At 70.5% G+C, this 13,797-nt stretch carries 9 protein-coding genes; 6 read left to right on the top strand and 3 right to left on the bottom strand.

Going from position 1 to position 13,797, the window contains the following annotated elements:
- Nucleotides 1–119 precede the first annotated feature (119 nt).
- Nucleotides 120–1,211: an iron-sulfur cluster carrier protein ApbC gene (gene apbC / locus ACWHMB_RS04410; protein ID WP_377482617.1), complete on the bottom strand. Its 1,092-nt coding sequence runs from the start codon at nucleotides 1,209–1,211 to the stop codon at nucleotides 120–122.
- Between the two features lie 82 nt (nucleotides 1,212–1,293).
- Here apbC and ACWHMB_RS04405 point away from each other — a divergent pair, with 82 nt between their 5' ends.
- Together ACWHMB_RS04405 and metG are read left to right on the top strand one after the other, a co-directional pair.
- Nucleotides 1,294–2,511 (top strand): patatin-like phospholipase family protein, encoded by a 1,218-nt coding sequence (locus ACWHMB_RS04405; protein ID WP_377482615.1) that lies wholly within the window; start codon nucleotides 1,294–1,296, stop codon nucleotides 2,509–2,511.
- 80 nt (nucleotides 2,512–2,591) lie between these two features.
- Complete coding sequence (gene metG / locus ACWHMB_RS04400) at nucleotides 2,592–4,664, top strand: methionine--tRNA ligase (RefSeq protein WP_377482613.1); 2,073 nt, start codon at nucleotides 2,592–2,594, stop codon at nucleotides 4,662–4,664.
- A gap of 68 nt (nucleotides 4,665–4,732) precedes the next feature.
- Here metG and ACWHMB_RS04395 read toward each other — a convergent pair whose 3' ends face one another.
- A complete protein-coding gene (locus ACWHMB_RS04395; protein ID WP_447648448.1) occupies nucleotides 4,733–6,166 on the bottom strand; it encodes an alkaline phosphatase family protein in 1,434 nt (477 codons plus the stop codon).
- Nucleotides 6,167–6,483: 317 nt separating this feature from the next.
- Here ACWHMB_RS04395 and ACWHMB_RS04390 point away from each other — a divergent pair, with 317 nt between their 5' ends.
- From ACWHMB_RS04390 to ACWHMB_RS04375, 4 genes are all read left to right on the top strand, one after another.
- Nucleotides 6,484–8,115: a SulP family inorganic anion transporter gene (locus tag ACWHMB_RS04390; RefSeq protein WP_377482609.1), complete on the top strand. Its 1,632-nt coding sequence runs from the start codon at nucleotides 6,484–6,486 to the stop codon at nucleotides 8,113–8,115.
- A 143-nt stretch (nucleotides 8,116–8,258) separates the two neighbouring features.
- Entirely contained in the window at nucleotides 8,259–9,272 is a 1,014-nt protein-coding gene (locus ACWHMB_RS04385) for an ABC transporter substrate-binding protein (protein WP_293225480.1), read from the top strand.
- A gap of 22 nt (nucleotides 9,273–9,294) precedes the next feature.
- The gene (locus tag ACWHMB_RS04380) at nucleotides 9,295–10,380 is read left to right on the top strand and encodes an ABC transporter ATP-binding protein (RefSeq protein ID WP_377482607.1); all 1,086 of its coding nucleotides are present in this window, start codon (nucleotides 9,295–9,297) and stop codon (nucleotides 10,378–10,380) included.
- 5 nt (nucleotides 10,381–10,385) lie between these two features.
- Complete coding sequence (locus ACWHMB_RS04375; protein WP_447648447.1) at nucleotides 10,386–12,071, top strand: ABC transporter permease; 1,686 nt, start codon at nucleotides 10,386–10,388, stop codon at nucleotides 12,069–12,071.
- Here the strand turns inward: ACWHMB_RS04375 and norR are convergent.
- On the bottom strand, nucleotides 12,068–13,636 hold the full coding sequence (gene norR / locus ACWHMB_RS04370; protein WP_377482603.1) for a nitric oxide reductase transcriptional regulator NorR: 1,569 nt from the start codon (nucleotides 13,634–13,636) through the stop codon (nucleotides 12,068–12,070). The two genes, ACWHMB_RS04375 and norR, sit on opposite strands and share 4 nt — an antisense overlap.
- Nucleotides 13,637–13,797: the final 161 nt, after the last annotated feature.

The raw sequence follows: 13,797 nt of genomic DNA, 5'->3' as shown, positions 1-13,797 counted from the left end.
AAAACACCCACGCAAACAATTACACTTTGGCACTAATCCTGACGACCGACGGCGGCCCATCGCCTGCGTTTTCCCGGTGCCCTGGCCGCCCGTCACACGAAATGCATGGCCGAGAACGATCAGGTGTCGCGCGAAAGCGTGATCGTGGGCAGCTTGCCCGTCGCGTTGCGCGTGCGCCGCGCCAGTTCGATGGCCATCTGGCGCGCCATCTGCCGGTAGGTGGCGGCGACCTCGCCATCGGGCTCGGCCGCCACGGTGGGCGTGCCCGAATCGGCCTGCTCGCGGATGGACAGCGCCAGCGGCAGCGCGCCCAGGTAGTCCAGCCCCTTCTCGGCGGCGTAGCGCTTGCCGCCATCGGCGCCGAAGATGTGCTCGGCGTGACCGCAGTGGGAACACACGTGCACGGCCATGTTCTCGACCAGGCCCAGGATGGGCACGCCCACCTTCTCGAACATGGTCACCGCCTTGCGCGCGTCGGCCAGCGCGATGTCCTGCGGCGTGGTGACGATGACCGCACCCGACAGCGGCACGCGCTGGCTCAGGCTGAGCTGAATGTCGCCCGTGCCCGGCGGCATGTCGACCATCAGGTAGTCCAGGTCGTGCCAGTGGGTCTGGCGCAGCAGCTGGTCGAGCGCCTGCGTGGCCATGGGCCCGCGCCAGACCATGGCCTGGTCGGGGTCGACCAGAAAGCCGATCGAGATCACCTGCAGGCCGTGGCCGTTCATGGGCTCCATGCTCTTGCCGTCGCGGCTTTCGGGCCGGCCGTGGATGCCCAGCATGATGGGCTGGCTGGGGCCGTAGATGTCGGCGTCCAGCACACCGACGCGCGCGCCCTCGGCGGCCAGCGCCAGCGCCAGGTTGGCGGTGGTGGTGCTCTTGCCCACGCCGCCCTTGCCCGAGGCCACGGCCACGATGTTCTTGACCTGCGGCAGCAGCGGCAGCCCGCGCTGCGCGGCGTGCGCGTCCACCCGGGTGGCGATGTGCACCGACACGTTGCCCGCGCCCGGCAGCGCGCGCACGGCGGCCACCAGCGCCTGGCGCAGCGCCGCGTGCCGGCTTTGCGCCGGATAGGCCAGCTCGATGTCGAACGACACGTCGGCGCCGTCGACCCGCAGGTTCTTCATCTGCGCCAGCTCCAGCAGGCCCTGTCCGGTGGTCGGATCGATCACGGCCTGCACCGCCTGCTGCACGTCTTGTTGCTGAATGCTCATGGATTGACCTTTTTTGAAAGCCGTAGTCTATTTGCCGGCACGCCCCGATCGTTCGGTCCGCGCCCTTGACCCCATGCCCACCATGAATATGCCCCAGCCCGCCGCCCGGCCCTGCACCGCCCTGTTGCTGACCGGCGGCGGCGCGCGCGCGGCCTACCAGGTGGGGGTGCTGCAAGCCATCGCGGCGCTGCGCCGGCGCAGCCATCCCGGCCAGCACGGCCTGCCCTTCGACATCGTGGTCGGCACCTCGGCGGGCGCCATCAACGCCATGGCGCTGGCCTGCGCGGCCGACCGCTTTCATCACGGCGTGGCGCAGCTGGCGCGGGTGTGGGGCCACATGGGCTCGCACCAAGTCTACCGGGTGGACGCGCGCGACGCCTTGCGCGGCGGCCTGCACTGGCTGGGCCTGTTCCTGGCGGGCTGGTGGTCGGGCCGGCAGGGGCGAACACTGCAGCCGCGCTCGCTGCTGGACAACGCCCCGCTGCGCGAGCTGCTGCACGAGCAGCTGCCGCTGCAGCGCCTGCCCGGCCTGCTGGCGGGCGGCCACCTGCGCGCCGTGGCGCTCACCAGCTCGTGCTACAGCAGCGACGAGCACATCACCTTCTACGATGCCGCCGAGACCCAGCGGGACTGGAGCCGCGTGCGCCGGCGCGCGCTGCGCACCGCCATCACGGTGGACCACGTGATGGCCTCGGCCGCCATCCCCTTCCTGTTTCCGGCCGCGCGGGTGGAAGTCGAGGGGCGCACCGGCTACTACGGCGACGGCTCGATGCGCCAGCTGATGCCCATTGCGCCGGCGATCCATCTGGGCGCGCAGCGCGTGCTGGCCATCGGCGTGGGCGGCGCGCGCGAGGCCGAGGGCAACGGCGCGGCAAGCGACCCGGGCTACCCCTCGCTGGCCCAGGTCGCCAGCCACGCGCTGTCCAGCGTGTTTCTGGACACCCTGGCCGGCGACGCCGAACACCTTGCGCGGCTCAACCACGTGCTGTCGCTGGTCGAGCCCGAGCGCCGCGCCCGGACCGGGCTGCAGCCGATCGACCTGCTGGTCATCACGCCCTCGCGCCGGCTGGACGATCTGGCCACGCAGCACCTGGACGAGCTGCCGCGCTCGGCGCGCGCGCTGCTGGCCATGCTGGGCATGCACCGCGGCGCGGGCGGCGCGCACGGCGCGGGCCTGGCCACCTACCTGCTGTTCGAGGCCGCCTTCACGCAGGAGCTGATGCGCCTGGGCCGCGCCGACGCGATGGCGCAGAGCCAGGCGATCTGCCGCTTCTTCGACTGGCCCGAGCGGCGCCGCTGAGCCCCGCACCGCGCAACACCGGGCGCGGCGGCCCGCACCCTAAAATGCCCGGTTTTGCCGCGCACTCCTTGCCCGCCGCCATGTCCGCTCCCCGCCAGCTCTTCGTCACCACCGCCCTGCCGTACGCCAACGGCAAGTTCCACATCGGCCACATCATGGAATACATCCAGGCCGACATCTGGGTGCGGCACCAGAGAATGCAGGGCAATGCGGTCAACTTCGTGGGCGCCGACGACGCCCACGGCGCGCCGATCATGATCGCGGCCGAGAAGGCGGGCCTGACGCCCGAGCAGTTCGTGGCCGGCATCGCCGCCGGGCGCAAGCAGTACCTGGACGGCTTTCTGATCGGCTTCGACAACTGGCACAGCACGCACAGCCGCGAGAACGCCGAGATCTCGCAGGCCATCTACCGCGACCTGAAGGCCGCCGGCCTGATCGAGACGCGCACCATCGAGCAGTTCTACGACCCGCAAAAGGGCATGTTCCTGCCCGACCGCTTCATCAAGGGCGAGTGCCCCAACTGCCACGCCAAGGACCAGTACGGCGACAACTGCGAGGTGTGCGGCGCGGTGTACGCGCCCACCGAGCTGATCGAGCCCTACTCGGCCCTGACCGGCGCGCGGCCCGAGCTGAAGACCAGCGAGCACTTCTTCTTCAAGCTGTCGGACGCGCGCTGCATCGCCTTTTTGCAGCAGTGGACGCAGCGCCTGCAGCCCGAGGTGGCCAACAAGGTGCGCGAGTGGATCGAGCCGGGCGAGGACGGCGCCTTCAAGATGGGCGACTGGGACATCTCGCGCGACGCGCCCTACTTCGGCATCGAGATCCCCGACGCGCCGGGCAAGTATTTCTACGTCTGGCTGGACGCCCCCATCGGCTACCTGGCCAGCCTGAAAAACCTGCTGGGCAAGCGCGGCCAGGACTACGACGCCTATCTGGCGCAGCCCGGCCTGGAGCAGTACCACTTCATCGGCAAGGACATCATCACCTTCCACACGCTGTTCTGGCCGGCCATGCTCAAGTTCAGCGGCCGCAAGGTGCCCGACAACGTGTTCGTGCACGGCTTTCTCACCGTCAACAACGGCGAGAAGATGAGCAAGAGCCGCGGCACCGGGCTGGATCCGCTCAAGTACCTGGAGCTGGGCATGAACCCCGAGTGGCTGCGCTACTACCTGGCGGCCAAGCTGTCGGGGCGCAACGAGGACATCGACTTCAACGCCGACGACTTCATGGCGCGCGTCAACGCCGACCTGATCGGCAAGTACGTCAACATCGCCAGCCGTGCCGCCGGCTTCATCGGCAAGCGCTTCGGCGGCCGGCTGGGCACGGTGTCCGGCGACGGCCAGGCGCTGCTGCAGGCGCTGCAGGGCGCGCGGGACGACATCGCCAGCCTGTACGAGCAGCGCGACTACGGCAAGGCCGTGCGCGAGGTGATGGCGCTGTGCGACCGCGTCAACGCCTACGTGGACGCCAACAAGCCCTGGGAGCTGGCCAAGAAGCCCGAGCAGGCCGAGCGCCTGCACGACGTGTGCAGCACCTGCATCGAGGCCTTCCGCGTGCTCACGATCTACCTGGCGCCCATCCTGCCGCGCCTGGCCGCCGAGGTGGCGCAGTTCTTGATGGAGCCGCCCGCGCGCCTGGCCGACGCGACCAAGCCGCTGGGCGCCGGCTGGCAGATCGGCGAGTACAAGCACCTGATGCAGCGCGTGGACATCAAGCAGCTCGATGCCTTGTTCGAGCCTCCAGCGCCCGCACAGCAAGCGCCGGCAGCTACGAATTCAGAAGCAACGACGCCCGGTGGCGAAGCACTGGCGCCCACCATCAGCATCGACGACTTCGCCAAAATCGACCTGCGCATCGCCCGCATCGTCGACTGCCAGGCGGTCGAAGGCTCGACCAAGCTGCTGCGCCTGACCCTGGACGCCGGCGAAGGCCGCATGCGCAACGTGTTCAGCGGCATCGCCAGCGCCTACAAACCCGAAGACCTGAAAGGCAAGCTCACGGTGTTGGTGGCCAACCTGGCGCCGCGCAAGATGAAGTTCGGCGTCAGCGAAGGCATGGTGCTGGCCGCCAGCCACGGTGATGAAAAGGCGCAGCCGGGCATTTACGTGCTGGAGCCGACTGCTGGGGCGCAGCCGGGGATGCGGGTGCGCTGACGCGCGGCCCGTTCGTCCTCGCCCCGGTTTTGCTCCCTCGCCCCTTTGGGGCGAGGGAGCAAAAACGCCTACCTCGGAACGGATCGGCGGCTACCCGGCGCCTGCTGGGGCAGACTTTGATCGGCCTGCGGTATCAAAGGCGCCGGCAAGCTCGCCACCTCTTGGCGTGCGCGCTGCAGCAGCGGCGCGGCATCGGGCAGCGCGGGCCAGCCGAGACTGGACTCGCGAAAGCGGAACGCCGACGTGAGGTCGCCAAAGGTGCGGCGGCGCCAGTCCGTGATGTTGGGTTCGCGCACGCCGGTGACGCGCTCCAGAAACTGCAGCACCGAGGTGTGGTCGAAGGGCTGGCTGCACACCCAGCCGCCCGCCGTCCAGGGCGAGATCAGGATGCAGGGCACGCGAAAGCCGCCGCCAATCGGCAGGCCGCCGACGAACTCGCCCGGCGTGCCGGCCGGCGGCACGGGCGGCGGCACGTGGTCGAACAGGCCGTCGTTCTCGTCGTAGTTCAGGATGAGGGCAGTCCTGGCCCAGACCCGCGGGTTGGCCGCCAGCGCATCGAGCTTGCGGGCGATGAAGTTGGCGCCGGCGGCCGGCATGGCGTCGGGGTGCTCGGAGGCGGCAAACGGCGGCAACAGCCAGGACACGGCGGGCAGCCGGTCGTGGCGCACGTCCCACTCGAATTCGTCCTCGCTGGGTGCGGGCAGGCCCCGGGCGCGCAGCGGCGCGCCGGCGGGCGCATCGCGAAAGCGCGCGAACAGCTTGAGCATGTTGAAGGGCCGGCCCTTGGGCGAGTGCTCGTACACGCGCCAGGGCACGCCGGCCTGCTGCAGCCGCTCGGCGTAGGTGCCCCAGCGCAGGCCATCGGCGGGCGCCTGGTTGCGGATCATCGGGCCGCCGTCCATGCCCTCGGCGTCGATCGTGCCGGTCATGGCATAGAGCCGGTTGGGCCAGGTGGGGCCCATGACCGAGGCGTGATAGGCGTCGCACAGGGTGAAGGCCTCGGCCAGCGCGTGGTGAAACGGGATGTCGGCGCGCTCGAAGTAGCCCATGGTGTAGGGCCCGCGCGCGCCGTCGGCCTGGCGGTGGGCGCTCACCCACTGGTCCATGCGCCCACCGTTCCAGGCCTGGTGCTGCACCGCCCAGGCATGGCTGGTCGAAGGCAGTTTTTGCGCGCTGCTGGTCGCGGTGTCCAGGTGAAAGGGCAGCAGGTAGCCCAGCGGATTGACCGCGTCGGGCTGATGAAACACGCTGCGCCCTTCGGCCAGCCGCAGCGCGTTCGGATCGCCGAAGCCGCGCACGCCGGCCAAGGTGCCGAAGTAATGGTCGAAGGAGCGGTTTTCCTGCATCAGCAGCACCACGTGCCGGATGTCGGCCAGCGTGCCCGCACGCGTCGGCGCCTGCGCCAGCGCCCGCTGCAGGTGGGGCGGCAGCAGCGCCATGGTGCTGGCGCGCAGGGCGCCGCGCAGCAGACGGCGGCGGGTGAACCAGGCGGATGAAGGCATGGGGCGGCGCGCGACACTGGCCGCGCCACCGAAGAATACCGAATCGGTCCGTCGCGCTCCGCCACCCGCACCGAACGCACGCCAATCCCTGGGCATACACTGCGGGCGAACACCGCCTTCCGCGTCCATGCTCATCGCACCGCCACTGACACGCCGCCGCCGCTTCATCACGCGGCTGCGGCACTGTGGGCCTCCGGCGCAGCGGCACCTTCCGTGTGTCCGTCGTTCTCGTCCCATCGTCCGGAGCAGTGGCCGTGTTCTTCAGCTTTCACCCTCGAATCATCGACGCCCTTGCGGGCTATAACCGTGCGCGCCTGATGGCCGACATCGGGGCCGGCCTGACGGTGGCCGTGGTGGCGCTGCCGCTGGCCATGGCCTTCGCCATCGCCTCGGGCCTGCCGCCGCAGGCGGGCATCTTCACGGCCATCATCGCGGGCTTTCTGATCTCGGCGCTGGGCGGCTGCCGGGTGCAGATCGGTGGGCCGGCCGGGGCCTTCATCGTCATCGTCTACGGCATCGTGCAGCGCTACGGCGTGGCCAACCTGATCATCGCCACCCTGCTGTCGGGCGTGCTGCTGTTTCTGATGGGCCTGTTCAGGCTGGGCACGCTGGTGCGCTTCATCCCAATCGCGGTGATCATCGGCTTCACCAACGGCATCGCGGTGCTGATCGGGCTGTCGCAGGTGAAGGACTTCCTGGGCCTCGCCATTCCCAAGATGCCGGGCGACTTCTTCGGCATCCTGGGCGCGCTGTGGGGGCATGTGCACACCCTCAACCCGTGGGCGCTGGGCGTGGCGGCGCTGTCGCTGGTGATCATCGTCGCCTGGCAGCACGCCATGCCGGCGCTGGCGCCGCGCGTGCCCTTCAGCGGCAAGCTGAGCCGGGTGCCGGGCTCGATCGTGGCGCTGGTCGTGGCCACGGCGGCGGTGGGGCTGCTCAAGCTGCCGGTGGAGACCATCGGCTCGCGCTTCGGCGGCATCCCGGCGGCGCTGCCGGCGTTCGCGCTGCCCGAGTTCAGCTGGGAGACGGCGCGCTTTCTGCTGCTGCCGGCCATCACGCTGGCGCTGCTGGGCGCCATCGAATCGCTGCTGTGCGCGCGCGTGACCGACGGCATGATCGGCGAGCGGCACGACCCCAACCAGGAGTTGATGGCGCAGGGTATCGCCAACGTGGCGGCGCCACTGTTCGGCGGCATGCCGGCCACCGGCACCATCGCGCGCACCGTCACCAACGTCAAGAGCGGCGCCACCAGCCCCATTGCCGGCATCGTGCATGCGCTGGTGCTGCTGGCGGTCATTCTGGTGGCGGCGCCGCTGGCGGCCTCGATCCCGCTGGCCACGCTGGCGGCCATCCTGATGTTCGTGGCCTGGAACATGGGCGAATGGCGCGCCTTCGCGCACCTGCGCGCGCTCACGCTGCCCTATCGCATCACGCTGCTGTCGGTGTTCTTGCTGACGGTGATCTTCGATCTGACGGTGGCGGTGCAACTGGGCATCCTGGCCGCCTGCGTGACCTTCATCGTGCGCATCGCCCGGCTGTCGCGCGCCGACGTGCTGGCGCCGCCCGAGCTGGCGGCGGAAGCCGGGCAGGTGCAGGTGCGGCGCCTGTCGGGCGCGCTGTTCTTCGGCTCGGCCCCGCTGGTGGAAGACCTGCAGGATGAGTTGCCCGCGCGGGTGCTGGTGCTGGACTTCGAGCGCGTGATGTACCTGGACTCGACCGGCGCCGACGCCCTGCTGAGCCTGGCGCGCAGCTGCCAGGCCCGGGGCGTGCGGCTGATCGCCAGCGGCCTGGCCGCCCAGCCGCTGGACATGGCACGCCGCTGCGGCCTGCTGCCCCTGATCCAGGCCGACCTGCAACCCGACCTGGCGCACGCGGTGGCGGCGGCCGACGCCATCGCGGCATCGCCGCGCGGCGCCACGACGCCCGCCCGCGCCGAGCCGCATCCATGAAAGCACGGTGGCGCCGGCCAGCGAGCTTGCTAGACTGGCCCCGCCACCGCCCACGCCCCGGCGTGCGCCGACGTGGCCACGGCGCGCCGCCCCCGGCGTGCGCGCCGACATCAACGCACACACAAGGAGCCAGCATGTCCCCCATGGATCGACGTCGCGTTCTTCAACTGGCGGGCGCCGCCGGCCTGGCCGGCGCCCTGCCCGCCGCGCAGGCGCAGGGCGGCGCCGACCTGGCCAAGGCCAAGGCCGAAGGCACGGCCGTGTTCTACGCCAACATCACGGCGGTCAAGCCGATCATGGAGGCGTTCGACCAGGACACCGGCATCAAGGGCGAGTACACGCGCATCTCCAGCTCCAAGTTCGTCTCCACCGTGGCCACCGAGGCGCGCGCCGGCAAGCTGCTGGCCGACGTGGTGCAGGCGCCGCAGCCGGTGCTGGAACTGCTCAAGGCCAACGGCATGCTGGCCCCCTACCGCTCGCCGGCGGCGGCCGACTACCCCGATTGGACGCGGCCCGACGACACCATCCAGCTGTTCGGCGTCGAATACGTCTCCTACCTCTACAACACCCAGCACGTGCAGGCGGCCGACGCGCCCAAGCGCTACGAGGACCTGGCCGACCCCAAGTGGGCCAACCGCATCGTCATGGCCAACCCGGCCAGCCACTCATCGACCATCTCCTGGCTGATCGGCCTGAAGGAAAAGGTGTTCGCGTCCGAAGGTGCGTGGATGGACTTCGTCAAGGGCTTGGCGGCCAACCGGCCGATGTTCGTGGCCAGCTTCGGGCCGACGCCGGCGCCGGTGGAAAGCGGCGAGAAGGCCATCGCCATCTCGATGCCCAAGTACATCGTCACCAAGGCCCCCGCGCCGCTGGCCTGGGGGCCGCGCGGCGGCCAGCCGCTGCTGGGCACGCCGCGCGCCATGGCGCTCACGGCCAAGGCACCGCACCCGGCGGCCGGGCGCGCCTTCATGGATTACTGGCTGTCCAAGAAGGCCGCCGGCATGCTGGCCAAGGACGTGGGCGAATACGTGGCGGCGCCGGGCGTGTACCCGCCGATCGAAGGCATCGCCCAGGTCAAGGTGCTGGCGATCCGCGACCTGCCCGACGCCGAGATCCAGAAGTGGGGCGCGCAGTTCAAGCAGATCTTCAAGGGTTGACGCAGCCGACCGACTCAGCACCATGGAAATCCGCGTCGAAGGCCTGAGCAAGCACTACGTCTCCGAAGGCCGCAGCGTCAAGGCACTGGACCAGGTCGATCTGGTGATTCCGGCCAACCAGATCTTCACCCTGCTGGGCCCCAGCGGCTGCGGCAAGACCACCCTGCTGCGCTGCATCGTCGGGCTGGAGACACCCGACGAGGGCGAAATCCGCATCGGCGATCAGGTCGTGTGGTCGCGCCGCCAGGGCATCGCCGTGCCGACCGAAAAGCGCGGTCTGGGCATGGTGTTCCAGACCTACGCCATCTGGCCGCACATGAGCGTGTTCGACAACGTGGCCTACCCGCTGCAGGTGCGGGGCATGGGGCGCGATGCGGTCCAGGCCAGGGTGGGCGAGGCGCTGCGCTTCGTGCAGCTAGAGGGGCTGGAGCGGCGCTCGGCCACGCGCCTGTCGGGCGGGCAGCAGCAGCGCGTGGCGCTGGCGCGCGCGCTGGTGGCCGAGCCCAAGGTGATCCTGTTCGACGAGCCGCTGTCCAACCTGGACGCCAAGCTGCGCGAGGAAACGCGCAAGGAGCTACGGCGCTTTCTGGGCCAGCTCGACATCACCGCCCTCTACGTCACGCACGACCGCGTCGAGGCGCTGGCGCTGTCCGACTCGATCGCCGTCATGCGCGCCGGGCGCATCGTGGAGATCGGCTCGCCGCGCAAGATCTACTTTCAGGCCGACCACCGCTTCGTGGCCGACTTCATCGGCCGCGCCAACCTGATCGACGCCACCGTGCGCGACGATGCCAATGGCCTCACGCAGGTCGACTGCGCGCTGGGCCCGATCGACTGCGCGCCGGCCGCCCACGCCGCCGGCAGCGCCGTGACCCTGTGCCTGCGCCCCGAGTTCCTGCACGTGCAGCCCGGCACCCTGCCCGATGGCCGCAACGTGCTGCACGGTCGCATCGAGTCGCTGGAGTTCGTGGGCGAGGTGCTGGACACCGAGGTGCGCGTGGGCAACACCGTGCTGCTGGCGCGCTCCGAGCCCGACAGCCGCCTGGCGGTGGGCGACACCGTGAGCCTGGCGGTGCGGCCCGAGCACTGCCTGCTGGTCAGCGCCTAGCCGCGATGAACGCGCAACGCCGCGGGCTGACGCTGGCCCTGGTCCTCATCGTCGGCGTGCTGACCGTCGCGCCGGTGGCCATGCTGGCGCTGGGCAGCGTCACCCAGGGGCTGGACGCCTTCGGCCACTTCACGCTCGGCAAGTACGCCGCCGCCTACACCGACCCGGCGCTGTGGGGCGTGCTGTGGGACACGGTGGTCTTCGTCGTCGGCTCGACCGCGCTGGCCACGCTGCTGGCGCTGTTGCTGGCCTATCTGAACACTCGCACCGACATTCCGTTCAAGTTCCTGTTCGGCGTGCTGGCCATCGTGCCGATGATGATTCCGCACGTGCTGTTCTCGGTCAGCTGGGCGCTGCTGGCCAACCCGTCCAACGGCCTGATCAACCTGGCGCTGATGGACGCGCTGGGGCTGAAGTCGGCGCCGTTCAACATCTATTCGCTGCCCGGCATGATCCTGGTCGAGGGGCTCTTGAACATGCCCATCGCCTACCTGATCATCGCGCCGGCCATGGCCTCGTTCGACGTTTCGCTGGAGGAGTCCTCGCGCGTATTCGGCGCCGGCAGCTGGCGCACCCTGCTGCGCATCACGCTGCCGGTGCTGCGCCCGGCCATCCTGGCCGCCTTCGTGCTGGGCATCGTGCGCAGCCTGGCCTCGTACGCCGTGCCGCGCGTGCTGGGCACGCCGGGCCAGGTGGACGTGCTGGCCACCTACCTGTACGAGATGATCTCGGTCGGCTTTGCGCCCGACTACGGCCGCGCGGCGGCGCTGGGCATGAGCGCGCTGCTGGTGGCCATCGGGCTGATCTGGGTGTACCGGCGCCTGACGGGCGAGGGCAGCCGCTTCGTCACCATCTCCAGCCGCGGTTGGCGGCCGAGCGTGGTGCCGCTGGGGCGCTGGCGCTGGCCGCTGTTCGCCGGGGTGGCGCTGCTGTCCTTCGTCGTCATCGTGCTGCCGGTGGCGGTGCTGCTGTACACCTCCTTCGTGCCCTACGTCATGGTGCCTGGCCGCGCCGCCTTCGCGCAGATGAGCTGGCAGCACTGGGCCGAGGTGCTGAGCGACGCCACCGCCCTGCTGGCCTTGCGCAACAGCCTGTTCCTGGCCGTGGTCGGCGCCAGCATCGGGGTGCTGCTGTCGATCTTCATCGCCTACGTCATCGTCAAGCTGCGCACCCCGGGCGCGGCGCTGCTGGAGACGCTCACCTACCTGTCGTTCTCGTTTCCGGGCATCGTCATCGGCATCGGCTTCATGTGGTTCTTCGTGCAGACGCCGCTGTACGCCACCGTGACCGCGCTGCTGATCGGCTACATCGCCACCTACCTGCCCTATGGCGTGCGGCCGCTGGCCAGCGCCTTCGTGCAGGTGCACAGCCACCTGGAAGAATCCTCGCTGGTGTGCGGCGCCAGCCAGCTGACCACGCTGCGCCGCATCATCGCGCCGCTGCTGGTGCCGGGCATCGTGTTGGCGTGGATCCTGATGGCCACCATGTTCCTGCGCGAACTGACCCTGTCGGTGGTGCTCTCGCGCCCTGGGAGCGAGGTGCTGGCGGTCAAGGTGCTGGCCTTTGCCGACGACGGCCTATGGGGCCAGCTGTTGGCGCTGGGCATCGTGATGATCGCGATCTCGACCCTGCTGGTGGTCGCCGCGTACGCGGTGGGCGCGCGCTGGAGCGCCAGCCGGGTGCAGGCCTAGCGTTGGCGCGCCGGCGCGCAACCCAGGCGCTGCGCCAGCTTGTGCAGGTTGCTCGGGTCCAGGCCCAGCTCGCGCGCGGCGCCGGCCCAGCGCCCCCGGTGCGCGGCCAGGGCCTGCTCGATGGCGGCGCGCTGGCAGGCTTCGACGCGCTCGCGCAGGGTGCCCGCGCCGTCGGCCGCCGTGCCGGCCGCCGCGTGGCCGGCCGACGGGGCGGGAGCGGCCGCCGGCGCGGCGTCCAGGTCCAGCAGCTCGGCGCCGAGGGTGACGATCTCGGTGCGGGTAGCGCCGCGGCTCACGGCCTTGAGCGCGGCGCGGCCGATCACCTGCTCCAGCTCGCGCACGTTGCCCGGCCAGGCATAGCGGCGCAGCGCCTGCTTGGCCTCGGGTGACAGGCGCAGGCTGCGCAGGCCCAGGCGCGCGCGGTTGACTTCGAGCAGGCGCCCGGCCAGCAGCAGCACGTCGCGGCCGCGCTCGCGCAGCGGCGGAATGGTGATGGGGTAGACCGACAGGCGGTGGTACAGGTCGGCGCGAAACGCCCCGCCCTGCACCTGCTCGCGCAGGCTGCGGTTGGTGGTGGCGATCACCCGCACGTCGACCGCGCGCGCCTTTGCCGCGCCCTGGCGCCGCACGGTGCCGCCTTGCAGCGTGCGCAGCAGCTGGGCCTGCACGGCCAGCGGCAGCGCGCCCACCTCCTCCAGCAGCAGGGTGCCGCCGTCGGCGGCCTCGAAGCGACCGGCGCGGTCTTCCACCGCGCCGGCAAAGGCGCCGCGCACGTGGCCGAACAGCTCGCTCTCGGCCAGCGCCTCGGGCAGCGCGGCGCAGTTGATGTGCACCAACGGCTGCGCGCGCCGGCGCGACAGCGCGTGCAGCCGATGCGCGAACAGCTCCTTGCCGACCCCGGTCTCGCCCAGCAGCAGCACCGGCAGCTCGGTGTCGGCGACGATGCCCAGCTCGTGCAGCAGTTGCTGCATGGGCGGGCTGTCGCCCAGCAGGCCGCGGTCTTCGTCCACCGGCGGCACGCCCGTCACCGGCACGCCCGCCGACTGGCTGGCCACGCGCAGCGCGCCCTCCAGCCGGCCCACCCGCACCACGGCCTCGATCAGCGGCAGCAGTTGCGCCAGCCGATGCTGGGCCGGCTCGTCGAAGGTGCCGACGTCCAGCGCATCCAGCGTCAGCACGCCCCAGGGCCGGCCCTCGACGGCCAGGGCGATGCCCATGCAGTCGTGCACGTGCAGCGGCTCGCCCGGCCGCTCGATGACCAGGCCGTCGTACGGGTCGGGCAGGCCGCTGTCGTGATGAAAGCGCGTGACCCCAGTGCGCCGCAGGATGGCCGCCAGGCGCGGGTGCTCCATCAGCGCAAAGCGGCGCCCCAGGGCGTCGGGCGTGAGGCCGTCCACCGCCTCGGGCCGCAGGCTGTCGCCGCCGGCATCCAGCGCCAGCAGGGCCACGGCGCCGCAGCGAAAGTGCGTGCGCAGCAACTCCGCCAGCCGCTGCTGGCGCACGGCGGCAGGCAGCTCGACCGCCAGGTCGGACAGCAGTTCGGCGTAGACGGTCGATACGGTCATATTTACCTCGATCAGGTTATTTTAACCGTTGATGGATCGGGTATTTTGAACCGTTGCTTTCCCGCTTTTTTGAACATGGATCAATTTTTCTCCGGTGCGGCGCAGGCATAAACAAAGGGTAAACCCTAGGCACCAAGCAAGACAGGAAATGACCCATGACA

The organism is Ottowia pentelensis, assembly GCF_964341695.1.
This window is presented reverse-complemented; position numbering and strand designations above follow the sequence as displayed.